The following is a 24,271-nucleotide window of genomic DNA, read 5'->3' on the forward strand; positions in this document are numbered from 1 at the left end:
TATGAGCGAGGAACATACGGGGCATTGCCTGTGCGGTGCGGTGCGGTTTCGTACGTTCGGTCGATTGCGCGAGGTGGTGGCCTGTCATTGCAGCCAGTGCCGCCGGCAGACCGGGCATTTCTATGCCGCGACCAATGTACTGAACGAGGGGTTGACCGTGCAGGGTGAGGAGAACATCACCTGGTACCGGGCAAGCGACACGGCAGGTCGCGCCTTCTGCCGCACCTGCGGCTCCGCGCTGTTCTGGAAGGGCGACGGTTCGGACCATACGTCGATCATGGCCGGCACGTTCGACCAGCCGACCGGGCTCAGGATCGGCGTGCACATCTTCTGCGCCGACAAGGGCGACTATTACGAGATCGAGGACGGTGCGCCGCAGTTCGCTCAGAACAGATGAGGCGCACCGATCTTGTCACTGCACGAGGGCGGGGCGCTGGCAGCGCACGCCCGTGACGCGAATATCGGCCTCGCCGATCCTGACGCCGACGACCAGCAGCAGGTTGTAGAGCAGCTCGTCGATGGCCGGTGTTACCGTGCCGAGCGTCGAGGCAAGGGCTGCGGTGATCACCTTCGGTGTGCCGAGGGTGAGGAAGAGAAGCTGGATGTCGACATCGAGATTCTCCAGCAGCGTCTTGGTGGTCGAGGTCAGCGTATCGCGGGTCGATACGGTTTTGACCGTGCGGGCTGCGATTTCCGTTGGCGTGAAGGCAAGGCGGGTTTTGCTGAGGTTCTTGGCCTCGACATGGGCGATCGCATCGACACGCAGCAGCGCGGAATCGATGATGCGGGCTTTTTCCACGCGGGCCTCATCGGAAAAGTCGGAGAGCACGTCGGGATTGACCTTGCCGACCGCGATTTCCGCGACACCCGGAACGGCATCGACCGAGACATTGGCATTGACGGCCGTGCCGCCGAGGCAGCGGATATCGGCAAGCTTCGCCTCGGAAGCGGCGACCTCGACATAGAGCGGCAGTTTTATCCTCAGGCCGGCGAGGGCCGCGAGGCCGTCGATACTTACTTCGACGGCAAGCCGCGTCTGGGCGCTGCGCACGGCACTGCCCGGCGCGCCAAGACGATGGGCCGGCGTTTCGACCGGCGGTTCACCGATCGCGAGATTGACGGTCACCGTGGCAAGGCCCGGAATGGCCGCACCGACATTGAGGGCGACCTGGTTCTTGCCGTTGGCGAGTGCCGCGGCCGCCGAGATCATCTGCATGGCATTGATCGACATTTCCCAATCGCCGCCGGTAGCGACCGTAAGCCCCTTCTTCGGATCGAGATTGAGGATGCGCGAGAGCGGCAGCTTCACTTTGCTGCCTGCAGTCGCCTGTTCGATGGCCCGCAGCGCGGAGTTGACGGTCCCGGAGAGGCCATGCACGGCGCGCATGGAGGCGAGAAGCTGCGGCATGGTAACGCCGGCGTTCAGCACGTCTTCATAGGTCGCAGCCGTGAGGTTGAGTTCGGTCGCAATGGCCTTCAGGAACGGCTGGATGGAAATGTCGGCATCGACCAGCGCCCGGTAGTCCATCACCTTGAGCGACAGGTTGGTGCCGAGAAGTTTCCCGAGCAGTGCGTTGAGAATGCCGTCATTCAGGCTGGCGAGCCGTGTGCCGACCGAGAAGGCAGCGACTTTCGTGCGCGAGGCGGAGCCGGTCGCTGTCAGCACGGGCGATTTCGGCATGAACATCGATGCGAGAAAGAGATCGCCGGGACGTGTCAGGACCACGCGGGCGGCATCGGCTTCCGTGCTGGCGAGCTTGAAACGGTCTTCAGGGGCGATATCGGGATCGGCCGTGTAGCGGCCGCGTTCGACCTTGGCGACGGCCTGCGTGGACTTCGTCGTTACCGACGTTGCGGGTGGAATGACGAGGCCGTCCTTGCCGGTGACAGACACCGACAGGTTGTTGAGGGCGAAATAGGTGGCAGCGGATTTTTCCGCTTCGACGACATTGGCGGCGGCGGCAATGGCTGCGAGATCGGCCGTCGCCTGCAACTGGCGCTGCTGCACCGTGAGGTAGCCGTAGTCGACGCCAAGGGCCGTCGAGAAAATGATCAATGGCAGGCTGAGGGCCGCGAGCGTGCCGATATTGCCGGAGCGGTTGGCGATAAGATCGTGCGGACGCTTCATGATCAGTACCCTCCCACGCGCACGGTGGCATAACGCTCGATCTTCTCCTGCGGCAATGCGAAGGTGAAAAGCTTCCAGATCGGCAGATCACTGGAATCATAGGAGATCGTGACGGTGAACTGGTCCGGATTGTTGGGATCCTCGGTGACCAGAACCTTCATCTTCGTGCGGTTGATGAAGGAATAGTCGAGGCGGGAAGAGGTAAGGTAGCGGTTGACGAGCGTGACGCGCTCATTCGAGTTAAGACCCGCGACCGCCGTGCGGGCTGCATCGGCGGCAATCTGCTGCACCGAATGGGTGACGCTCAGATAGACCCCGTAAGCGATCAACGTGAAAAGCGCGAGGAAGAACAGGGGCGCGATGATCGCGAATTCCAATGCCGAGGTTCCGGTGCGATCCTTCGACAGGCGGGACAGGACGTGCATGACATCTCCTCCTTGGAATTGTCTGACGGCAAGGCTTTCCCGCATCCAAAATACGGATGCACTTTTATCGTGCACCCAGAATCTTAATTTCTTCTATAAATTGCTCAGCCTAAAGTAGCATATAGCGCTGGTTGTATTGACGCGTTGCTCACTTTTGGCGAAGTGCGTCATGCAGGCGGAGCACTTCCAGCTTCAATGCGGCGATCTCGTCGAGGAAATGCGTGTCGATCTTGTGATGCAACGCCATGAGCTCGATCTCCGCCTTCAGGTTGACCTCGTAGTCCTTGGAGGCCTCGAAGCGGTCGCGGGCGGCCTGCCGGTTCTGGGACATCATGATGATCGGCGCCTGGAGGGCGGCGATCATGGAAAGCACGAGATTGAGGAAGATGAAGGGGTAGGGGTCGAAGGCCTCGCGCGCGAACACGATCGTGTTGCCGACCGTCCACAGCACGAGAAAGACAAGGAAGCCGATGATGAAGGCCCAGGAGCCACCGACGCGGGCAATGCCGTCGGCGATGCGTTCACCGACCGATTGTTTCGATTCGTAAGCAACGTTCCTGTCTTCCGACAGGATTCTCCCTTCTCGGGAGTGGAGAAGGACCTCGCGTTCGGTCTCGTCGAGTTCGTCGGCGGCTTTGCCGAAGAGGATCTGGGCAGCGTCGTCGAAGGGTCTCATGGCCGGGGCTCCGGAAAAAGGAATCGGAGCCCTAGCCTAGCGCGGTTCGGCTGCTTGTCAGAAGCCCGCCGCCATCAGTTCCGCATGGGAGTTGAAGAAACGCTCCAAGCCATACTGCTTGCCGAACATGATGTCGTGCTGCAGGAACCGGAAGTCACGCACCAGGGGGTCGATCGTCTTCTTGCGCGCCCAGCCGGCGGTGCCCTTGCCCTTGGCGTCGATCAGCATGTAGCGGTCGATGACGCGCAGCTTGTCGTGCACCGCACCGAGGAAGCCGGTGTAGTAGGGATGCTCGAAGCCGGCTTCCTTGAGGATGAAGTAGGAGAGGAAGGCCGGGCTGATCGTACCGACTTCCTTTTCCACGCCGGTCTTGTTCGACCAGATGACGAGGGGCGTTTCGTGCTCCTTCTGCATCTGCTCGGGCGTGCCCTTGCGCGAGGCGGTGATGCCCGGCATGTAGCCGGAATTCTGGTAGACCGTGTTGAGCGGCGGCAGGTGGTCGCCGAAGACGACGATGATCGTCTCGCGGTCGCGCTCCTTCGCCCAGTCCATCAGCATCTTCAGGCTGCCGTCCGCTTCCTTCACGCCCTGGGCGTAGCTTGCGAGCATGCGGGTATCGCGCGCATCCAGCTTGCTTTCGACGTCGATGTCGGTCTTCGCATAGCGGCCGTCGTCATAGGGGCCGTGGCCCTGCAGCGTGACGGTGAAGAAGAAGAACGGATCCTCCTGCATGTCGGCCTGGCGGATGATTTCCTTGGTCAGTGCCTCGTCCGAGGTGAAGTTGCCGCGTTTTGCCAGCGGCGGCATCTTGTCGACGTCCTTGAAGGTCTGGAAACCGAAGGCCTTGTAGACGCTCGAACGGTTCCAGAACCAGCCGGAGAACGGATGGATGGCGCGCGCGGTATAGCCTTCGGCGCGGAAGAACGTGGCGAGCGACGGGATCGGCTTGCGCACATATTGCTGGTAGGGAATGCTGCCCGTCGGCAGGAAGGCGTTGGAAAAGCCGGTCAGCGCCTCGAACTCGACATTGGCGGTCAGGCCACCAAATTCCGGCGAGAAGACGCCGCCGCTCTGGTTTTCGCGGATCACCGGCATCGGATCGGCCGAGAGTTTTACGTTCTCGAGGCGCGTCGGGTCCCACAGCGATTCACTCATGACGACGATGACGTCGGGCTTGGAACGGTGCGTCGTGCCGACCGGCATGGGCTTTGACGGAATCTTGTCGATCGCGTCGATCATGTAACCGGAGGGTGCCTGCACGTTGGCCATCGGCAGGTTGATGGCGAAGGCCATCATGAAGCCGTTGTGGCGATAGTTTTCCGCCTGGTCCCACATGATCGGGAACACCTTGAGCCGGTCACGGACCCAGGAGAATTCGTTGTAGTCCATGATCGAGACGAAGCCGGCGAGCAGCGGCAGCGCAATGGCAAGCCGCGTCAGGCGCTCTTTCCTGGTCAGCGGACGGAAGCGGCGCCAGGCGAAGACCCAAAGGCTGATGAGGCCGACAACCGCAGCGACGACGGCAAGCGCGAGGCCCGCAGCGGTCCACGGCCTGTCCTGCACGAGCACCGGCATCAGCTCCATGATCTGGCGACCGAAAAGCAGGTCGGTCGGATAGAGCGGGTCGGTGAGGAAAACCTGTTTCTGCTGCGAGATGACGCCCATCAGCATGACGAGCGGGGATACCAGCAGCACCGCCTTGTGCTGCCGGCCAATCAGCGCGTCGATGGCGAGATAGAGCAGGAAGAACACGCCCGTGGTGGTCCAGGCGGGCTGTTCGAGATTGGTGAAATAGATCCAGGTCTGCTCGACCGAACCGCGCGTGATCAACTCGATGACGATGACGGTCAGGAGCGCAAGAAGCCCGGAAACGGCCAGCGAACGCAGCACGGCGAGCGCCTTGGCGTGGCGCGCGAAAAAGCCTGCCTCGACGGCAAGGCCTTCTGTGGTATTGATCGCCACGGCTGCGGGAGTGAACAGAGCCAAAGCCGTCTCCAGATTTCATAAAAGTTTCGTGTATTTGTCATACGGATGTCATCTTGAACAGGAGATGAACGGTTTCTGCAACGTTCTCCCCGTGCTTTGGTTCCCTCTGTTGCACCGCCGCAATGGTCGACGGAACTGCCTGAAAAACGAGGGTTTTGTGCTGAAGCGCGCGCAAACGGCGTCGCGGTTCATTCCCAAAGCGCTTGTGATGTTCTAAAGAGCTTCTCGACCGTTCGAGAGAGCGATAGCCGCGCGCGGCAGCAGGATCGGACACCAGGGCATTTTCCGCTTTCCCTGAAACGCGAAAACGCTCTGTCCCTATGTTTTTTGCAGTTCCGGACGCAAAAGCGCTGTACGTTTTTGCTGGAACTGTTCTGAAGGAAACGGGTCCGCAGACATGACTTCCCAGACTGAAAAGGCAACGCTGCGCATCGCCGTCGCGCAATTGAACCCGACCGTCGGCGATGTTGCCGCAAACCTTGCCAAGGCGCGCGCCGCCCGCGAGGATGCCGCCCGGCAAGGTGCCGACCTCCTCCTTCTGACGGAGCTTTTTATTTCCGGCTATCCGCCGGAAGATCTGGTGCTGAAGCCCGCCTTCCTGAACACCTGCCGTCGCGCCATCGACGCTCTCGCCGCCGACACGGCCGAGGGCGGCCCCGGCGTCATCATCGGCTTCCCGCGGCAGGATGAGACGGGTCGCTACAATGCCGTTGCCGTGCTCGATGGCGGCAAGGTGATCGCCGTGCGCGACAAGGTGGACCTGCCGAACTACGGCGAGTTCGACGAAAAGCGCGTTTTCGACCAGGGCGCCATGCCCGGACCGGTGAATTTCCGCGGCGTGCGTCTCGGCATTCCGATCTGCGAAGACATCTGGGGCGAACTCGGCGTCTGTGAGACGCTGGCGGAAAGCGGAGCGGAAATCTTGCTCTCGCCGAACGGTTCGCCCTACTATCGCGGCAAGGTCGACATTCGCCACCAGGTGGCGCTGAAGCAGGTCATCGAGACCGGCCTGCCGCTGCTCTATGCCAACCAGCTCGGTGGCCAGGATGAACTCGTCTTCGACGGCGCGAGCTTCGCCTTCAACACCGACAAGACGCTCGCCTTCCAGATGAGCCAGTTCGAGGAGACGATCGCGCTCACCACCTGGAAGAAGCATGGCGAGGGCTGGGTCTGCGACGGCGGGCCGATGTCGCGCATTCCGGAGAAGGAGGAGGCGGATTACCGCGCCTGCCTGCTCGGCTTCCGTGACTACGTCAACAAGAACGGCTTCAAGAATGTCGTGCTCGGCCTGTCCGGCGGCATCGATTCGGCGATCTGCGCGGCGATCGCCGTCGATGCGCTGGGCGAGGAGCGGGTGCGCTGCGTGATGCTCCCCTACCGCTATACCTCGAAGGATTCGTTGAAGGACGCAGCCGACTGTGCCAAGCTGCTCGGCTGCCGCTATGACATCGTGCCGATCGAGGCGCCGGTGACAGGCTTCCTCTCGGCACTGTCGGAAACCTTCGAAGGCACGGAAGAGGGCATTACCGAGGAAAACCTGCAGAGCCGTACGCGCGGTACGATCCTCATGGCGATCTCCAACAAGTTCGGCTCGATGGTCGTCACGACAGGCAACAAGTCGGAAATGTCGGTTGGCTACGCCACGCTTTACGGCGACATGAACGGCGGTTTCAATCCCATCAAGGACCTCTACAAGATGCAGGTCTACGCGCTGTCGCGCTGGCGCAACGGGCATGTGCCGCCAGGCGCGCTCGGCCCGACGGGCGAGGTGATCCCGAACAACATCATCGACAAGGCGCCGTCTGCCGAATTGCGCCCCAACCAGACCGACCAGGATTCGCTGCCGCCCTATCCGGTGCTCGACGATATCCTCGAGTGCCTCGTCGAGTTGGAAATGAGCACGGAGGAAATCGTTGCGCGTGGCCATGATGCGGCCACCGTGCATCGCATCGAGCACCTGCTCTACATCGCGGAATACAAGCGCCGGCAATCGGCGCCGGGCGTCAAAATCACCAAGAAGAATTTCGGCCGAGACCGCCGCTACCCGATCACCAACCGGTTCCGGGACCGGGGGTAGGGCGTGGAGGCGCGCTCCAGCGAGCCGGGCGGTGACGAAAACCGCCCGGATTTCACACCGGAGGAAATCAGGCTCATCCGGTTGTGGTCACTGAGCGACGTATCGGCCGGCCGGCATGTTTCGGCGCAGATCGCCTATTTCGCGACGCCGGCAGTGTTCGGCATCTACGGCCTTGCGACCGGCAGCCTTGTCATCACCGGCGTGGCCTTCATCTGCATCCTTTTGCTGTTGGCCTGGGGTTTCGTTTCGACCTGGCGCGAGCACAGCAATTTCGTGCTCATGCAATCCATCTGCCGGAAGCTGTTGCCGGTGGTCGACGAGCGACAATAACGACTGGAGAAAGCCATGCGCAGTTCCGTCGAGATCCACAATATCGTTACTGGCGAAACGCGCGTCGTGTGGCAGACGGAGCGGCTCGTCGAGGCGCCGAACTTTTCGCGGGATGGGCGTTTTCTGGTCATCAACGGCGACGGGCTGCTCTATCGCCTTTCGCTTGATGGCAGCGAACCCGTGCAGATCGACACGGGGTTTGCGACGCTTTGCAACAATGACCACGGGCTTTCGCCCGATGGCACGTTGCTGGCGATCAGCGACAAGGTCGAGTTCGGCAAGTCGGCGATCTATGTGCTGCCGACCGAGGGCGGCACGCCGCGGCTGGTAACGCCGAACCTGCCGTCCTACTGGCATGGCTGGTCGCCGGATGGCGAAACATTCGCCTATTGTGGCATCCGGGGCGATGTCTTCGACATTTACACCATCCCGGTCGCAGGCGGCGAGGAGCGGCGTGTGACCTTCGGCGAAGGGCGCAATGACGGGCCGGATTATTCTGCCGATGGGGAGTGGATCTACTTCAATTCCAGCCGCACCGGCCACATGCAGATCTGGCGCGTGCGTGCCGACGGCAGCGAGCCGACGCGCATCACCGACAGCCCCTATGGTGACTGGTTCCCGCACCCTTCGCCGGACGGAAAACACCTGCTCGTGCTCTCCTACGAGGGCGACGTTTTCGATCATCCCCGCGATCTCGATGTGCGCCTGCGCCTCATGGACATGGACGGCGGCAACGCGCGGATTCTGTTAGAGCTTTTCGGCGGACAGGGCACGATGAATGTGCCGAACTGGTCGCCGGATGGCACAGAATTCGCCTTCGTGCGCTACGCGCCGGCTGGGTGATCCCCATTTCCGGTGAGCGTGAGTTAAGTTTTCACTCACCAGCCCGTTTAAGCGAATTTTGCCGTCTGTCAGTTAGCCTCCTCCCAACAATGCCCGGAAAGGGTGGGGGACAGGCAGGGAAACAATGACGGGCAAGGCTGAACTGGGCCGCACGACGCGGCGACGCGGTGTAGGTTGGGCGATCCGGGCGGCGGCCTTGATGATCGTCCTGCTGTTTGGAGCCGCCAACTATCTCGTTCTGGACTATGCAATCGAGCGGGCCGACAGTTTCGTCGCCGAGACCGAGCGCACCCTTGTGCGCAACGAGTTCAGCCACCAGATCGACCAGGTCGTGCAGTACCAGAGCCAGCTCTCCTTCTGGGACAAGGCGTTCAACGAACTGGCGGACGGCATGCCGGACGACACCTTCGTGCGCGACCAGATGCGGGACTGGATGTGGTCCGATTTCGGTTTCTCCTGGATGATCCTTACCTCGCCGGATGGTGAAAAGGTGCTGGGCGTACAGCGCGGTGAAAAGGTTTCAGAACGCAAGGCCCGCGAAAAGCTGCACTGGGTGAGCGATCTCACCCGCAGGGCCGAGCGCGCCTATCGCGAGGCGCTGTCGCCCGATCGCGGCGGTTGGGTGGTGGCCGGTGCGAAGGCAGACCCGGACCTGCTGACGCCGGCACTGCCCGAAATCCACGTTTCCGGCATGCGCTTGATCGACCGGGTGATGAGCATCGTCGTCGTGCAGGCGGTTATTCCCAAGACACTTTACATCCCCGCGAACCGGCTTGAGCCGACGCTGCTGATCACCGTCAAACCCGTCTCGCAAAAGATGCTGGCAAACACCGAGCGGCGCCTCGGCGTGCGCGATCTTGGCTTCACGCCGATCGTGACACAGGAGCCGGGGTTGCTGATGACGCCGGTCGGCGGGGATACCTACAATCCGATGGTCACGTCCTGGCGGCCCAACATGCCGGGATCCTTCGTCTGGCGCTCGGCGCTGCCGCAGATCGCGTTGTTCGTGCTGGTATTTGCCGGCGTCATGCTGTTCGTCACCCTGCGCTTTTCCGCACTCGTCCGCGCGCTCCAGCGCAGCGAGACGAAGAATGCCTTCCTCGCACGGCACGATCCGTTGACCGGGCTCAAGAACCGCAGCGGTTTTGACGAGGAAATGTCGCGCGCCATCAAGAAGGGCGAGAACAAGCCCTTCGCGATCCTCGCGCTCGATCTCGACAAGTTCAAGGCAGTCAACGACCGGCATGGACATGCTGCGGGGGATGCTGTGCTTCAGGCCGTCGCCAGGCGCTTCTCCGAGCGTGTCGGCCGGCGCGGTTGTGTCGCCCGCCTGGGGGGCGACGAGTTTTGCGTTCTGCTGACCGGCGAACATAGCCGAGAGCATCTGGTGGAGCTTGCCGCCAGCCTCGTTCTGGATGCGCAGATCCCGATCGCCTATGACGGCCAGCTTCTCTTGATCGGCGGTAGCGCCGGCATCGCCCAGTTCCCGCAGCATGGCAAGACGGTGCACGACGTCATGGTCATGGCTGACGCCGCGCTCTATGCGGCCAAGAACGCCGGCCGCAACCGTGCCGTCCATGCCGGTGACATGGACAGGGCCGAGATTGCCGAGGCCGGCGAGGCCCGCGCCGCCTAGTAAGCCGCAGATGGACAGGCCCGCGGCGCAAGCGGGCTTGATCGCATCGTCCGGTCATGCGCATATCGTCCCCGTCAGGTGCCCGCTTTTTGCGGGAGAATCGGGAATCCGGTGCGGGCTTGAAAAGCCCAGGTCCGGAACGTGCCCAACGCTGTGACGGGGATAGCGCGCGCCGTAAAAGCTTGAATCGATTCAGGCTTTTGCCACTGGTTGCTCAACCGGGAAGGCAGGTGCTTGCTGCGTGACCCGAAGTCAGAAGACCGGCCTGGCAAGATAGACCGAACCCGCGTGGACGGCGGCAGGTTGTGCGCATTGTTGGGGAGAAAACGATGCGAACCGAACCGTGGGACCCTCTGGTCCGGGCGGGCGCCTTTTCTTGCGAGGACAGGCAAGCCGTCTATCGTGCCATCGAAACGCGCCGTGACGTGCGCGACCAGTTTCTGCCCGAACCATTGCCGGACGACCTCGTCGGCCGTCTGCTGCATGCCGCCCACAGCGCGCCGTCGGTCGGCTTCATGCAGCCGTGGAATTTTCTCATGGTGCGCAGCGAGGCGACGCGGCGGCGGGTGCATGCCGCGTTTGAAAAAGCCAATGCCGAGGCGGCGGCGATGTTCGAAGGCGAGCGGCAGGGGCAGTATCGCGCCCTGAAGCTCGAGGGCATTCTCAAGGCGCCGCTCTCGATCTGCGTGACCTGTGATCCGATGCGCGGCGGAACGGTGGTGCTGGGACGCACCCACAATCCGCGCATGGATGTCTATTCGACGGTCTGCGCCGTGCAGAACCTCTGGCTCGCGGCGCGGGCGGAGGGGGTGGGCGTCGGCTGGGTCAGCATCTTTCACGACAGCGACGTCCGGGGCATCCTCGGCATACCCGAGCATATCGAGATCGTCGCCTGGCTGTGTGTGGGTTTCGTCGACCGGCTCTATGCCGAGCCGGAGCTGGCGGTGAAGGGCTGGCGACAGCGCCTGCCGCTGGAAGAACTGGTGTTCGAGGAGCGCTGGCCGGAAACCGGCGTCAGTTGACGCCGGCATCGGCCGGACGGCCGAGGTCGATGGCGGATTGGTTTGCCGGCAGGAAGACCGGGCCGACTGTGCGCACCTTGCTGGTCGCCGGATCGTAGTCGCGTTCCTCGATCGTCACCGGCGTCTTGACCGCTGTTTCCGCCTTTTTCGGCAGAGTATCGATCCTGGTGATGGAGCCGCCGTCGTCGCCGGTCGCTGCCTGTGCAGGGTCGCCCTTCAACGCCTTCTCGCGCTTGATCATCTCCTGGTAATAGGCCGAGAGATTGCAGCCGCAAGCGCCGGGCTTGGAAAGGTCACGCGTGCGGTAGGAGAAGGCGTTCTGCAACTCGTAATAGGGGCGACCACTAACCGTCGAGGTCATCTGGTCGGTTTCCTGCCCGTTCGTCATCGACTGATAGAAGAGCTCGGTTTCCGTCTGCGGGCACATCATGCTGCAGACCTGCTGGTCACGCCGAAAATCGAGCGGCGTGGCGCCTGAGGAGATCGGGAAAAAGCCGCCGTCGCAGGTGCGCACGCAGACGGTGCGCAGGTTGCCATGGCCGTTGCTGCCGCCAAGCGAGCGCAGTTCCAGCCGTCCGCTACCATCAGGCATGGTGCCGAGCGGTAGGCTGTGTGTTTCATCGGGCGTGCGCAGCGTCTCGGTCGCCGCGACGGGCATCACTTTCGCTTCGTCATTGCAGCCGTTCGTCTCAAAGGAGGCGAGCAGGCGCCTGCGCTTGCCGTCGGTGGAGGTGCCGCCGGCGAATTCGCGGCGCTTCCTGTCGAGGATCTGGAGATTTCGCTCCATCTTGCCGATGACCGACTCCAGCGTGTCGCACGCTTCAGCGTTCGGCCCGCCGACGACGATTATGCTTCCGCCCGAACAGCCGAGGCGGCGCTGGTCGCCCTTGGCCTTGCGAAGCTGGATGTTCTGGCGCGCGATGGCGCCGGCATATTTGCGGGCGCTCGACGTATCGACTAGAACCCGTGGCAGGTTGGCAAGCTCGGCCTGGATGCGCTCGCACACGTTCGCGGCCGCCGTGCCGCCGAAGAATAACAGCGGCAGGCCGGTAGCAACGGCAAAAAGAAGACTGGCGCGTCTTTTCAAGTCGTCGATCCCATGAATGTGCGTTTGAGCGGCGATCCCGCCGCATATGCAGGCCTTATCATAGGCTACCGGGGGGGAAGCGCAACGCGCTCCCGTATTTGTGATTAACGCGCAAGAGAAACATGATTTGAATTCTCACCTTTTGGTGAAGGGGCGTAATTGATCTCCCCCGGGGCTTGGTGTAGCAATCTCGGCACATACAACAGCCGGTATGCGCGCTTCTCGCGCAGTCGCCCTCAAGGGGAGACCGGCCCTTGCAGGCAGGTGCACATGCGGATTTCCTCAGTCTTGCTCAGTCCTCTCTACGCGCTTCAGGTCGCGTCCGGCGCAAAATCCTTCGCCGACAACCCCATCATCGGCAGCAAATGGCTGAACAGGAAGGGACTGCACGAAAAGCGCGTCTCGCTCGCCATGCGCATGGCGGCTTGGCGCCGGACCAAGCTGGAAAGCACGGTCGCGCCGGAGTACCGCCGGCAATATGCCGAGAACGGCTTCGTGAAGATCGAGAACTTCCTGTCCCCCGAAGATTTCGCCGCGGTCACGCGTGAACTCGCCGAGCGCGATTTCGAGCGTTACGACATGAAGCAGGGCGCCACAGTCACCCGCCGCGCGATCATCGACGACAGCGACCTGGAAAGCCTGCCGGGCTTCAAGGCGGCGCGCAACGACCCGCGGCTCACCAATCTGCTGCGTTACGTGTCGTCCCATGCCGGCCAGCCGCTGCTCGTCGTGCAGGTGGTGATGGCCCTGCCGTCGGTCATCGCCAAGGGCTCGACCGATCCGCAGACCGCCCTGCACAGTGATACGTTCCAGCCGACGGCCAAGGCCTGGCTCTTCCTGCGCGACGTCAACGAGGAAGACGGCCCCTTCGCTTATGTGCCGGGCTCGCATGAGATGACGCCGCAGCGCATCGCCTGGGAGCGTCGCATCAGCGAGAATCCGGATGCCATCGAAAACATCTACTCCGCCCGTGGCTCGCTGCGCATCATGCCTGATGAACTGGGTGCGCTCGGCTATGGCCAACCGGTCAGGATGACAGTCAAGGCCAATACGCTGATCGTCGCCGACACGCACGGTTTCCACGCGCGCAGCCCGAGCTACAAGACGACGACGCGCATCGAGATCTATGGGTCGCTGCGCCGCAATCCCTTCCTGCCGTTCACCGGCCTGCACCTCGCGTCTCTGCCCTTCATCGCCTCCGGCATGAACCGGCTGATCATTTCGGCGATGGGCCTGCGCGGCAAGCTCGGCCTCAAGGGATCGCCCTGGCATCCCGCCGGCAATGGCAAGGCGGACGAGTGGTCGAAGCGGCTGGATCAGCCGCCGGCGGCCTGACTCTTTCGATCTGCCGAACCGGCCTCGGGCTTGCAAGCCGGCCGGTTCGGCCCTAAATCTCCGGCATCGTCAATGCTGACCGGCTGGTGCACCATGGAATTCAACCCGAACACAAATCGACTTCGTTTTGTTCTCGGGGGTTACCATGCCTGTTTCCATCACACTTTCCAAAATCACGTGGTCCACGCCTGACGGCCACACCCTCCTTTCCAATCTCGACCTGAGCTTCGGTGCCGAGCGCGCCGGCCTTGTCGGCCGCAATGGCGTCGGCAAGACGACATTGCTGAAGCTCGTCACCGGCGATCTTGCGCCGCAGGCCGGCACCGTCTCGGTGGACGGCACGCTCGGCCTGCTGCGTCAGAGCGTGCAGGTCGCGGCGGATGAGACGGTCGCAAGCCTCTTCGGTATCGTCGAGGCCCTCGATCTGCTTGACCTTGCAGTGCGCGGTGAGGCGGACGCCGATGCCCTTGCCGATGCGGACTGGACGCTGGAGACGCGGCTTGCCGCAGCTCTTGCCCGTGTCGGTCTGTCTGCCGAGCCGGGCACACCGTTGACGGCGCTGTCCGGCGGGCAGCGCACACGCGCGGCGCTTGCAGCCCTCATCTTTAGCGAACCGGATTTCCTGCTACTCGACGAGCCGACCAACAATCTCGACCGGGAAGGGCGCCGGGCGGTCATCGACCTGCTTGCGGGCTGGCGGGCAGGCGCGATCGTCGTCAGCCACGACAGGGAGCTGCTCGAAACGATGGACGCTATCGTCGAACTGACAACGCTAGGCGCTGCGCGCTATGGCGGCAACTGGAGCGCCTATCGGGCCCGCAAGGCGCTGGAGCTTTCGGCCGCGCACCGCGACCTTGCGGATGCCGAAAAACAGGCCGCGGAGGTGGCGCGGAACATGCAGGCCATCGCCGAGCGCAAGGCGCGCAAGGACAGCGCCGGACGCCGGAAGAAGGCGCGGGGCGATATTCCCCGCATCATGCTGGGTGCCATGAAGGAGCGCAGCGAGTTGACGAGCGGTTCCAATGCCCGCCTTGCCGAAAGCCGGCAGGGGCAGGCTACCGAGGCGGTCACCGCGGCGCGCGAGCGCATCGAAATCCTCCAACCGCTGACCGTTGCCGTGCCATCGACCCATCTGGCCACTGGCAAGACGGTGTTGAAGATCGAGAATGTCACGGTCGGTTACGCGCCGGATCAGCCGGTGCTTCGCGATCTTTCCCTGGTGATGACCGGGCCCGAGCGGATCGCGGTGACGGGGCCGAACGGTTCCGGCAAGACGACGCTGCTTGCCCTCGTCACCAACCAGTTACAGCCGTGGCAGGGGAGCGTGCGGGGCTTTACCGACGTCGCCATGCTTGATCAGAGTGTGAGCCTGCTCGATCCATCGCTGTCGATCCGCGACAATTTCCGCCAGCTCAATCCCGGCGCGGATGAAAATACCTGCCGCGCGGCACTGGCGCGTTTCATGTTCCGCGCCGATGCCGCCTTGCAGATTGTCGGCAGTCTCAGCGGCGGGCAGTTACTACGCGCGGGCCTCGCCTGCGTACTTGGCGGTGGCACGCCGCCGGCGCTGCTGATCCTCGATGAGCCGACGAACCATCTGGACATCGATTCGATCGAAGCGGTGGAGGCGGGGCTGCGCGCCTATGACGGCGCGCTCCTCGTCGTCAGTCACGATGAGCCGTTTCTGGCGGCGATCGGCATCACGCGTCGGGTGGAGCTCGTGGCTACTTGAGGGAAAGGCCGGGCTTTGGCCCGGCCTTCCGCGATCAACTGCGGCCGAAACGCTCGATCACCTCGGCGAGCGGGATATGGCCCTTGACGACGCCTGATCCGACCGGGGTCTCGCCGTTTTCCAGTGCCGTTGCGAAGCGCACGGCGGCGTCGGTTTCCAACAGGCGGCGAACCTTTTCGATGCGCGGCCAGCGGCTTGCCGGTGCCACCTCGTGATAATCGAGCCAGCGAGCAACGCCGATGAGCACGCCGTCCGCCAGCGTGGGATGCCCGCCCACGAGGTAGGGTGTGTCGCCGAGCATGGCCTCCAGTTTGTCGTGTCGCTCGATGACAGCTTCACGTCCATACGCCCGCAGCGACTGCTGCAGCACCGGGTCCGGCGTCTCCATTTCCAGCGCCGACCAGAGCGGGCTGAAGGCGCCGGTGAAACCGGTGTTGAGGTAGGCCATCAGTTGCATCATGCGATCGGCTTCAGGCGCGGTGGGGGTGAAGCTGATGCGCCGTTCCGTGTCGCGCGCGGCGAGCCAGTGGGCGATCGCCATGGTTTCGGTGATGACGCGGCCGTCATCGGTGACGAGGGCGGGTGTCTCGTGCCGGGCGTTGAGACGGGCATAGGCGGGGTCGCGCATTTCGCCCAGCATGTCGACGCGGCAGAGCCTGTAGGGCTTGCCGAGCCATTCAAGTGCTGCGACGAGGCCCATGGAGCTTCCGGCGGGGAAGCCGTAGATGAGGATCGGTTCCAATGTTGTTCTCCGTGATTTCTGTTGACCACGCTGCGCAGCGACACTGGACCTAAGCCTTGCCTGCCCCCATGTAAATTACGCACATTTTTGTCACCACGCCGGAGCCTGCCATGAAGGATCTCGTTTCCCGTTGCCCGATCGAGGAGGTCATGCAGGTGCTGGGCGGCCGCTGGCCGACGCTGCTGATTTACTATCTGAAGGATGGCACCAAGCGTTTCAGTGATCTGCGACGGGACAATCCGACCGTTTCGCATCGCATCCTCACGTTGGAGCTGCGCAAGCTGGAAAAGGCCGGTTTGGTCGAACGCACGGTCTTCGACGGTTATCCGCTGCGTGTCGAATACGACCTGACGCCTGCCGGCCTTACCGTGATGCCGCTGATCGATGCGCTGGGCGACTGGTGGGAGGCACATGACGGCGCCCGTCCGGCGCCAAAAACGAAAACGGCCGCCGAAGCGGCGGCCGTTTCGTAAGGCAAGCCTTCCAATCAGATCGAACCTTCCGGATAGGAGGCTTCGACCACGGCAAGGGCGGCCATGTTGACGACGCCGCGCGAAGTAGCGGACGGCGACAGGATGTGGGCGGGCAGGGCGGCGCCGAGCAGGATCGGGCCGACATGCAGGCTGTCCGTCATCGTCTTGACCACGCCGAGCGTGATGTTTGCGGCGTCGAGATTTGGGAAGACAAGCAGGTTTGCTTCGCCCGTCAGCGTCGAATCCGGCATGACGCGCTGGCGCAGGGCCTCGGAAATGGCCGCATCGCCGTGCATTTCACCGTCGGCCTCGAGATCCGGGTCCGTCTCCCGCACAAGCTCCATAGCGTGGCGCATCTTGAAGGCGCTTTCGGAATCGCGCGAACCGAAGTTCGAGTGCGAGACGAGGGCGGCGCGCGGCGTGATGCCGAAGCGGCGGATTTCCTGTGCCGCCATCACCGTCATCTGGGCCACTGCTTCGGCGGTCGGCTCGCAGGTGACGTAGGTATCGGTGAAGAAGGTGGCACCACGCTGCGAGATGAGCAGGCTGAGCGCCGAGAAATCGAGCACGCCGTCCCGCTTGCCGATGATCTGGCGCACATCGCGCAGATGCCGGGCATAGCGGCCTTCGACGCCGCAGATCAGAGCATCGGCGTCGCCGCGCTTGACGGCAAGCGCGCCGATGACCGTCTGATTCGTGCGCACGATGGTGCGGGCGGCTTCCGGGTTCACGCCTTTGCGGCCGACGATGCGGAAGTACTCGTCGACATAGTCACGGTAACGCGGATCGTCTTCCGGGTTCACCACCTCGAAATCGACCGTCGGGCGCACACGCAGGCCATACCGCTTCAGGCGCGTTTCGATGATGTGCGGGCGGCCGATGAGGATCGGCTTGGCGATATCCTCTTCCAGCAGCACCTGGGCGGCGCGCAGCACGCGCTCGTCCTCGCCTTCGGCGAAGATCACGCGCTTCTTTTCGGCCTTTTTCGCGGCGGCGAAGATCGGCTTCATGATGAAGCCCGAGCGCCAGACGAAGCGGTTCAACTGGTCGAGATAGGCGTCGAAATCGGTGATCGGACGCGTCGCAACGCCGGTTTCCGCCGCCGCACGCGCGACGGCCGGTGCGATGCGCAGGATGAGGCGCTGGTCGAAGGGCGAGGGGATCAGGTAGTTCGGGCCGAAACTCGGCGTGTCACCGGAATAGGCGCGCGCGGCAACATCGGACACTTCCTCGCGGGCAAGCGCTGCGATCGCCCGCACCGCCGCCATCTTCATTTCCTCGTTGATCGTGCGCGCGCCGCAATCGAGCGCGCCGCGGAAGATGTAGGGGAAGCAGAGGACGTTGTTGACCTGGTTGGGGAAGTCCGAGCGACCGGTGCAGATCATGGCGTCCGGGCGGGCGGCGCGCGCTTCTTCCGGCATGATTTCCGGCGTCGGGTTGGCGAGCGCCATGATCAGCGGCCGTTCCGCCATGCGGGCGAGCAGTTCCGGCTTCAGCACACCGGCGGCCGAAAGGCCGAGGAAGACGTCGGCACCGTCGATGCTCTCGGAAAGCTGGCGCTTGTCCGTTTCCTGCGCGTAGACGTCCTTCCATTGGTCCATCAGCACTTCGCGGCCCTTGTAGACGAGGCCTTCGAGATCGTGCACCCAGATATTCTCGACCTTGGCACCGAGCACCACGAGCTGGTTGAGGCAGGCAAGTGCTGCGGCGCCGGCCCCGGAGGTAACGATCTTCGCTTCATGCAGCGACTTTCCGGCCAGTTCCAGGCCGTTCAGCACCGCGGCGGCGACGATGATCGCCGTGCCATGCTGGTCGTCGTGGAAGACGGGGATATCCATCTTCTCGCGCAGCTGACGCTCCACCTCGAAACATTCCGGCGCCTTGATGTCTTCCAGGTTGATGCCGCCGAAGGTCGGCTCCAGCGCGGACACGACATTGACCATCTCGTCGACGGTCGGCGCGTCGATTTCGATGTCGAAGACGTCGATGCCGGCGAATTTCTTGAAAAGGACGGCCTTACCTTCCATGACGGGCTTGGAGGCCAGCGGTCCGATATTGCCGAGCCCGAGAACGGCCGTGCCGTTCGACACGACGGCGACCAGGTTGGCGCGCGCCGTGTAGTCGGCGGCGGTGTTCGGATCGTCGCGGATGGCGAGGCACGGTGCGGCGACGCCGGGCGAATAGGCAAGTGCCAGGTCGCGCTGGTTGCCGAGCGGCTTGGTGGCGGTGATCTCGAGCTTGCCGGGGCGGGGGTAACGGTGGAAGAAGAGGGCCTGTTGGTCGATGTCGCCGCTTACCGGACCGTCCTGCGTCCTCGATTTATCACCCGTGCTCATGATGCTCCCTGCCATATGCTGTTTTCGTTGCGGCCATTCCTGACACGAAACCGCCGCGACGTGAAGTTTTCGGAACCTTCCATAAAGCCGCATTCATCGACCGGTGCAATGCCTATTTGCGGATCGAAAAGGCATAGGTGTGTCATCAATCTGAAACAGGACTCTGGTTTTCAACTGTATCAAAGCCGCCCTTTATGACGATCATCGCGGCGGCCGGCCACCCGGAGAACCACGCATGACTGTGACCCCCGCTGACCCGAACATTCGCTACTTCCGTACGCTGTTCATCTCGGACGTGCATCTGGGATCGAAGGCAGCCAAGGCGGACTTCCTGATCGACTTCCTGCGGCATCATGAAGCGGAGACGATCGTGCTCGTCGGCGACATCGTCGATGGCTGGCGCCTCAAGCGCAACTGGTATTGGCCGCAGGCCTTCAACGACGTGACGCAGAAGCTGCTGCGCAAGGCGCGCAAGGGTACGCGCATCATCTACATCCCCGGCAACCATGATGAATTCCTGCGCGAGTTCCCGGGCACCCATTTCGGTGGCGTCGAGGTGGCCGAGCGCATCATCCATGAAGCGGCCGACGGCAAGCGCTACCTCGTGCTGCACGGCGACGAATTCGACGTCGTCGTGCGCCATGCCCGCGTCGTCGCCTATCTCGGCGACTGGGCCTATGATGCGGCCATCGCCATCAACGTCGTCTTCGCCGCCATCCGCCGCCGGCTCGGCCTGCCATACTGGTCCTTCTCGTCCTGGGCCAAGCAGCAGGTGAAATCGGCCGTGAACTTCATCGGCGAGTTCCAGAAGGTCGTCGTCGAAGAGGCGCGGCGCAACGACGCCGATGGCGTTATCTGCGGCCATATCCACCACGCCGTCATCACCGAGATCGACGGCATCCGCTACATCAACAGCGGCGACTGGGTGGAGAGCTGCACGGCGATTGCCGAGCACCATGATGGCGAGATGGAGCTGATCACCTGGCAGAAGCTCGCAACGACGCCTGCCGAGGTGGTTCCGGTGTCGCGCCAGATGCTGGCGATCGAGGCCCGCGAGTCGGAAGCCGCATAGCCGGCTTTCACAAATCGGGCATTGTCGGCAAAGGGCAGAAATAGCGGATTGGCGTACGTACGTCGGCGTGCTAGAGCCGAGGGCGTTCCAACGCAGGTTCCCCGCCAATGACCGCCCCTTCCGGGTTTTCCGTGACCACCGGCGCGCCGCCGTTCTTCGCCGCGCGTATTGCCCTCGTTTTCTGTGCGCCGATGATGGTCAACGGCATTGCGCTGCCGTTCTTTCCTGTCTGGCTGGAAACGCTGAAGATGAGCGATTTCCAGATCGGTATCGTGCTCGCCGTGCCGATGTTCGTACGCATCTTCACCGCACCCATTGCCGGTGTGGTGGCTGACCGGATCGGCGAGCGGTCGATTGTGCTCATCTGGTCGGGGTTGCTGTCTCTGCTGACGGCGGTGGCACTGTTTGCGACGGGGTCTTTCTGGCCCGTTCTGCTGCTTTATACCCTACAGGGTGCGGTCTACTCACCATACGTCCCGATCACCGAGGCGATTATGCTTTCCGGTGTGCGCCGCTGGAATTTCGATTATGGCAGGATGCGCCTCTGGGGCTCGCTCGCTTTCATTCTGGCGACGATGACCGGCGGCTGGCTTGCCGGCCTCTATGGCGGTGACATGGTGCTGCCGGCGATGGCGGCTGCCTTCGTGTTGACGGTGCTCGGCGCGATGATCGCGCCCCGGATCGGCAAGCCGCGCCGGCCTTCCCCGATATCGGCGATCGCGACGATGCCGACGAAAAGCACGCTGCGCCAGTGGGATGTGCAGCTCATGCTGATCGGTGTCTCCCTCGTCAACGCCAGCCACGCCATGCTTTTCGCCTTCTCGGCGATCTACTGGCAGAAGATGGGTTTCAGCGGCGTGGATGTCGGCATCCTGTGGAGTGCGGGCGTGCTTGCGGAGGTGGTTTTCTTCCTGTTTGCCGTCCAGCTGAGGCAGCGCTTCAATCTGTGGTCGATGATGATCGTCGGCGGCGGGGTGGCCGTCGCGCGCTGGATCCTCTTTCCGATGGAGATGTCTTTCGCTGGCTACTTTGTGCTGCAATGCCTGCACGCCTTCACCTACGCGCTCATCCACATGAGTGCGCAGAGCCGGCTCGTGGAGCGTGTGGCAGAAGAGCAGGAGGCGGCCGCGCAGGGGCTCTACTTCTTCTACACCGGCATGTTCACCGCGATTGCGACGTTCGTCTCCGGCTATACGTTCAGCTGGTACGGCGTTCAGGGTTTTTACCTGATGTCGCTCGTCGCCGCGGCCGGCCTCGTCGCCATCATTGCCGGCCGGGTCGTCGCGCCCCGCGCTCAGCCCCAAAGGGCGGCTTCTGGCGGGTAGACTGTAGAACCCTCATACTGAAGGCCCGGCTCCCGGTCGCGGGCAAGCAGCAGCGGTCCGTCGAGATCGACGAAATCGGCGCCCTGTGCGAGCAGCACGGCCGGCGCCATGCCGAGCGAGGTGCCGACCATGCAGCCCACCATGATCTTCAGGTCGTGTTCCTTGGCCATCTCGCGCAGCATCAGCGCTTCCGTGAGCCCGCCAGCCTTGTCGAGCTTGATGTTGATCGCGTCATAGCGGTCGGCGAGCTTTGCCACATCCGCCGCCCGGTGCACGCTCTCGTCGGCGCAGACGAGGATGGGGCGGGCATTGTCGCGGAGCGCCGAATCATTATCGGCCGGAAGCGGTTGCTCCACCAGCGCAATGCGCGCCTCGGCGCAGATCGAGAAATGATAGGCGAGGTTTTCCGGCGTCCAGCCTTCGTTGGCATCGAGGATGATGGCGCTTTCCGGCGCCCCGGCGCGGACCGCACGGATGCGTTCGGCATCGTCGGCGGTGCCAACCTTGACCTTCAGCAGAGGCCGCCATGCATGGTCCGCCGCCTGGCGCTGCATCGCCTCCGGTTCGCCGAGCGAGAGTGTATAGGCAGTGACGAGTTTTTGCGGGGCGGCCGTGTTGATGACTTGCCAGGTCGGCACGCCGGAGAGCTTGGCTTCGAGATCCCACAGCGCGCAATCGAGCGCATTGCGGGCTGCGCCCGCCGGCATCAGGTTGGCAAGGTCCTCGCGGCCGATGCCGTCTTCGATGGCGCCACGCATCTCCTCGATGGCAGCCAGCACGCTGGCGACCGATTCGCCGTAGCGGCTGTAGGGCACGCATTCGCCGCGTCCTGTCAGCCCCGAAGCGCCGATCGTGCAGGTCACCACCTCGGCCGTCGTCTTGGCACCGCGCGAAATGGTGAAAGCCCCGGCAATCGGAAAGCTTTCGGGGGTGGCAAGAAGGGTTCGGTGCATCATGTCGATCCTGGCGGGCCTGAAAAAATCGAGGCGGGACGGGGCTTTTACCGGTTCGTTCGGTGACAGATGGCCGGCGAGCCGATAAGACAGGCGCATGTTGTCCCAAGCACGGGAAGATGCAAGAGATTTGACCGCCGCCAGCCCCTCAGCCGAAATCGTGACCGAAAGCCTGTCGGGCAAGGACGGGGAGATCTGGCGTCTCTCCGGCCATTGGGTGAACGTGACCGCGGTCGCCGCCAGCAAACGGTTGGCCGAGGTCGCCCGCAAAAACGGCGCCTCCCTCGAAATCGACCTCAGCGGTGTTGCCGAAATGGACACGGCCGGGGCCTGGCTGTTGCGCCGGGCGATCACCGAGCGGCAGGCCGGTGGCAGCGAGGTGAGCGTTAGCGACCGCCAAGGCGCGCACTATGCCGACCTGATCGCCGCGCTGCCCGAAAAGCTTGCCGAGCCGCGTGAGGAGAAGGGGCCGCCCGCCTCGCGCTTCGAGCGCATTTTCGCGCCGATCGGTCGTGCCATGGTGGACGTCTGGGATGATGCGGTTGCCGCCATGTTCATTCTCGGCTCGGCTGTGCGCGGTGCGCAGCTGAAGCTCGGGCGCCAGAGTGGCCTGTCACCCGCGGCAATCGTCCACCAGATCGACCGCATGGGCGTGCGCGCCGTGCCGATCATTCTCCTGATGTCCTTCCTGATCGGCGCGATCATCGCGCAACAGGGCGCCTTCCAGCTGCGTTACTTCGGCGCCGAAGTTTTTGTCGTCGATCTCGTCGGCATTCTCCAGCTCCGTGAAATCGGCGTACTCCTGACCGCCATCATGATCGCCGGTCGCTCCGGCAGCGCGATCACCGCCGAAATCGGCTCGATGAAGATGCGCGAAGAGATCGACGCGCTGAAGGTCATGGGATTGAGCCCGATCGGCGTGCTGGTGTTTCCGCGCCTCGTAGCACTCACCGTGGCATTGCCGCTGCTCACCATCATTGCCAATTTCGCGGCGCTGTTCGGTGCCGCCGCGGTCGCCTGGTCCTATTCCGGCATCACCTTCGACACGTTCCTGTCGCGGCTTCGCGAGGCGATCGACCTTTCGACGATCGTCTCGGGCATGATCAAGGCGCCGTTCATGGCGCTGATCATCGGCATCGTCGCCTCCGTGGAGGGGCTGAAGGTCGGCGGCAGTGCCGAATCACTTGGCCGCCATGTCACAGCCTCCGTCGTGAAGTCGATCTTCGTCGTCATTCTCGTCGACGGCCTCTTCGCCATGTTCTACGCCGCAATCGACTTCTAGGGATACTCATGGATTCGACTTCGGCAAAACAGGACAATGTGGTGCTTTCGGTCAAGGATCTGACCGTCGGCTTCGGCAGCAACATCGTGCTCGACAAGCTCAACCTCGATATCTACCGCGGCGAGATCCTCGGCTTCGTCGGTGCGTCCGGCACCGGCAAGTCGGTGCTGATGCGCACGGTGCTGCGGCTTCTGTCGCGCCGATCCGGCGCGATCCGCATCTTCGACACGGATTTTGACAAGGCGAGCGAGGCGGAGCGCCTGGCGCTTGACATGAAGCTCGGCGTGCTCTTCCAGCACGGCGCGCTGTTCTCCGCGCTGACGGTGAAGGAGAACATCCAGGTGCCGATGCGCGAATATCTCGACCTGCCGCAGGCGATGATGGACGAGCTGGCGCGCCTGAAGATCGAGCTGGTCGGCCTTGCGCCCGAAGCGGCGGACAAGTTCCCTTCCGAGCTTTCCGGCGGCATGATCAAGCGAGCCGCCTTGGCGCGCGCGCTGGCGCTCGATCCGGCGCTGGTTTTCCTCGATGAGCCGACGTCCGGCCTCGACCCGATCGGTGCAGCCGAATTCGATGAGCTGATCGCCAAACTGCGCGACACCCTCGGACTGACCGTGTATATGGTGACTCACGACCTCGACAGCCTGTTTTCGGTATGCGACCGCATCGCCGTCCTCGGGCAGAAGAAGGTTCTGGTTGAAGGCACGATCGAGGACATGCTGGCCTTTGACGATCCGTGGGTGCAGTCCTATTTCCGGGGCAAGCGTGCACGGTCGATCGTGCGGAAGACGTAAGGAGCATCCGGGCCTCT

General features: G+C 63.2%; 21 protein-coding genes and 1 riboswitch. Of the genes, 13 read left to right on the forward strand and 8 right to left on the reverse strand.

Annotation, left to right across the window (positions count from 1 at the left end):
* Nucleotide 1: 1 nt before the first annotated feature.
* Entirely contained in the window at nt 2–397 is a 396-nt protein-coding gene (locus BSY16_RS04405; protein ID WP_069058547.1) for a GFA family protein, read from the forward strand.
* A gap of 15 nt (nt 398–412) precedes the next feature.
* On the opposite strand, the gene BSY16_RS04410 is transcribed toward BSY16_RS04405, so the two are convergent.
* The 4 genes from BSY16_RS04410 to BSY16_RS04425 form a co-directional block, all read right to left on the reverse strand.
* Nucleotides 413–2,128 carry a pilus assembly protein TadG-related protein gene (locus BSY16_RS04410; RefSeq protein WP_069058548.1) on the reverse strand — a complete coding sequence of 572 codons (1,716 nt, stop codon included), beginning with the start codon at nt 2,126–2,128 and terminating at the stop codon, nt 413–415.
* Between the two features lie 2 nt (nt 2,129–2,130).
* Nucleotides 2,131–2,553 carry a TadE/TadG family type IV pilus assembly protein gene (locus tag BSY16_RS04415; RefSeq protein WP_069058549.1) on the reverse strand — a complete coding sequence of 141 codons (423 nt, stop codon included), beginning with the start codon at nt 2,551–2,553 and terminating at the stop codon, nt 2,131–2,133.
* Nucleotides 2,554–2,701: 148 nt separating this feature from the next.
* Nucleotides 2,702–3,229 carry a DUF1003 domain-containing protein gene (locus tag BSY16_RS04420; RefSeq protein WP_069058550.1) on the reverse strand — a complete coding sequence of 176 codons (528 nt, stop codon included), beginning with the start codon at nt 3,227–3,229 and terminating at the stop codon, nt 2,702–2,704.
* A gap of 57 nt (nt 3,230–3,286) precedes the next feature.
* On the reverse strand, nt 3,287–5,215 hold the full coding sequence (locus BSY16_RS04425; protein WP_083242824.1) for an LTA synthase family protein: 1,929 nt from the start codon (nt 5,213–5,215) through the stop codon (nt 3,287–3,289).
* A 397-nt stretch (nt 5,216–5,612) separates the two neighbouring features.
* Between BSY16_RS04425 and BSY16_RS04430 the strand changes: the two genes are divergently transcribed.
* The 5 genes from BSY16_RS04430 (at nt 5,613) to bluB (ending at nt 11,123) form a co-directional block, all read left to right on the forward strand.
* The gene (locus tag BSY16_RS04430) at nt 5,613–7,292 is read left to right on the forward strand and encodes an NAD+ synthase (protein ID WP_069058552.1); all 1,680 of its coding nucleotides are present in this window, start codon (nt 5,613–5,615) and stop codon (nt 7,290–7,292) included.
* A 3-nt stretch (nt 7,293–7,295) separates the two neighbouring features.
* On the forward strand, nt 7,296–7,622 hold the full coding sequence (locus tag BSY16_RS04435; RefSeq protein ID WP_069058553.1) for an ammonium transporter: 327 nt from the start codon (nt 7,296–7,298) through the stop codon (nt 7,620–7,622).
* A gap of 15 nt (nt 7,623–7,637) precedes the next feature.
* On the forward strand, nt 7,638–8,465 hold the full coding sequence (locus BSY16_RS04440; RefSeq protein WP_069058554.1) for a TolB family protein: 828 nt from the start codon (nt 7,638–7,640) through the stop codon (nt 8,463–8,465).
* A gap of 124 nt (nt 8,466–8,589) precedes the next feature.
* Nucleotides 8,590–10,101, forward strand: a complete 1,512-nt coding sequence (locus tag BSY16_RS04445) for a diguanylate cyclase domain-containing protein (protein WP_069058555.1) — start codon at nt 8,590–8,592, stop codon at nt 10,099–10,101.
* A gap of 59 nt (nt 10,102–10,160) precedes the next feature.
* A riboswitch (cobalamin riboswitch) is annotated at nt 10,161–10,384 on the forward strand.
* 46 nt (nt 10,385–10,430) lie between these two features.
* On the forward strand, nt 10,431–11,123 hold the full coding sequence (gene bluB, locus BSY16_RS04450) for a 5,6-dimethylbenzimidazole synthase (RefSeq protein ID WP_069058556.1): 693 nt from the start codon (nt 10,431–10,433) through the stop codon (nt 11,121–11,123).
* Here the strand turns inward: bluB and BSY16_RS04455 are convergent.
* Complete coding sequence (locus tag BSY16_RS04455; RefSeq protein WP_069058557.1) at nt 11,116–12,210, reverse strand: DUF2865 domain-containing protein; 1,095 nt, start codon at nt 12,208–12,210, stop codon at nt 11,116–11,118. The two genes, bluB and BSY16_RS04455, sit on opposite strands and share 8 nt — an antisense overlap.
* A gap of 270 nt (nt 12,211–12,480) precedes the next feature.
* On the opposite strand from BSY16_RS04455, the gene BSY16_RS04460 reads away from it, so the two are divergent.
* Both BSY16_RS04460 and BSY16_RS04465 read left to right on the forward strand, forming a co-directional pair.
* On the forward strand, nt 12,481–13,545 hold the full coding sequence (locus tag BSY16_RS04460) for a phytanoyl-CoA dioxygenase family protein (RefSeq protein ID WP_069058558.1): 1,065 nt from the start codon (nt 12,481–12,483) through the stop codon (nt 13,543–13,545).
* Nucleotides 13,546–13,690: 145 nt separating this feature from the next.
* A complete protein-coding gene (locus BSY16_RS04465; protein ID WP_069058559.1) occupies nt 13,691–15,277 on the forward strand; it encodes an ABC-F family ATP-binding cassette domain-containing protein in 1,587 nt (528 codons plus the stop codon).
* A gap of 34 nt (nt 15,278–15,311) precedes the next feature.
* Here BSY16_RS04465 and BSY16_RS04470 read toward each other — a convergent pair whose 3' ends face one another.
* Nucleotides 15,312–16,019 carry a glutathione S-transferase family protein gene (locus BSY16_RS04470; protein WP_069058560.1) on the reverse strand — a complete coding sequence of 236 codons (708 nt, stop codon included), beginning with the start codon at nt 16,017–16,019 and terminating at the stop codon, nt 15,312–15,314.
* Between the two features lie 110 nt (nt 16,020–16,129).
* Between BSY16_RS04470 and BSY16_RS04475 the strand changes: the two genes are divergently transcribed.
* Complete coding sequence (locus BSY16_RS04475) at nt 16,130–16,492, forward strand: winged helix-turn-helix transcriptional regulator (RefSeq protein WP_069058561.1); 363 nt, start codon at nt 16,130–16,132, stop codon at nt 16,490–16,492.
* A gap of 14 nt (nt 16,493–16,506) precedes the next feature.
* On the opposite strand, the gene BSY16_RS04480 is transcribed toward BSY16_RS04475, so the two are convergent.
* Nucleotides 16,507–18,828: an NADP-dependent malic enzyme gene (locus BSY16_RS04480; RefSeq protein ID WP_069061364.1), complete on the reverse strand. Its 2,322-nt coding sequence runs from the start codon at nt 18,826–18,828 to the stop codon at nt 16,507–16,509.
* Nucleotides 18,829–19,063: 235 nt separating this feature from the next.
* Between BSY16_RS04480 and BSY16_RS04485 the strand changes: the two genes are divergently transcribed.
* Entirely contained in the window at nt 19,064–19,900 is an 837-nt protein-coding gene (locus BSY16_RS04485) for a UDP-2,3-diacylglucosamine diphosphatase (RefSeq protein WP_069058562.1), read from the forward strand.
* Nucleotides 19,901–20,007: 107 nt separating this feature from the next.
* The gene (locus BSY16_RS04490) at nt 20,008–21,225 is read left to right on the forward strand and encodes an MFS transporter (protein WP_069058563.1); all 1,218 of its coding nucleotides are present in this window, start codon (nt 20,008–20,010) and stop codon (nt 21,223–21,225) included.
* Here the strand turns inward: BSY16_RS04490 and dgcA are convergent.
* Nucleotides 21,195–22,178, reverse strand: a complete 984-nt coding sequence (dgcA, locus tag BSY16_RS04495) for an N-acetyl-D-Glu racemase DgcA (RefSeq protein WP_069061365.1) — start codon at nt 22,176–22,178, stop codon at nt 21,195–21,197. The two genes, BSY16_RS04490 and dgcA, sit on opposite strands and share 31 nt — an antisense overlap.
* Before the next feature lie 97 nt (nt 22,179–22,275).
* On the opposite strand from dgcA, the gene BSY16_RS04500 reads away from it, so the two are divergent.
* Both BSY16_RS04500 and BSY16_RS04505 read left to right on the forward strand, forming a co-directional pair.
* Nucleotides 22,276–23,460 (forward strand): MlaE family ABC transporter permease, encoded by a 1,185-nt coding sequence (locus BSY16_RS04500; protein ID WP_069058564.1) that lies wholly within the window; start codon nt 22,276–22,278, stop codon nt 23,458–23,460.
* Nucleotides 23,461–23,468: 8 nt separating this feature from the next.
* Nucleotides 23,469–24,254, forward strand: a complete 786-nt coding sequence (locus BSY16_RS04505) for an ABC transporter ATP-binding protein (protein ID WP_069058565.1) — start codon at nt 23,469–23,471, stop codon at nt 24,252–24,254.
* Nucleotides 24,255–24,271: the final 17 nt, after the last annotated feature.

The sequence above is a fragment of the Sinorhizobium sp. RAC02 genome, from assembly GCF_001713395.1.
Taxonomy (GTDB): Bacteria; Pseudomonadota; Alphaproteobacteria; order Rhizobiales; family Rhizobiaceae; genus Shinella.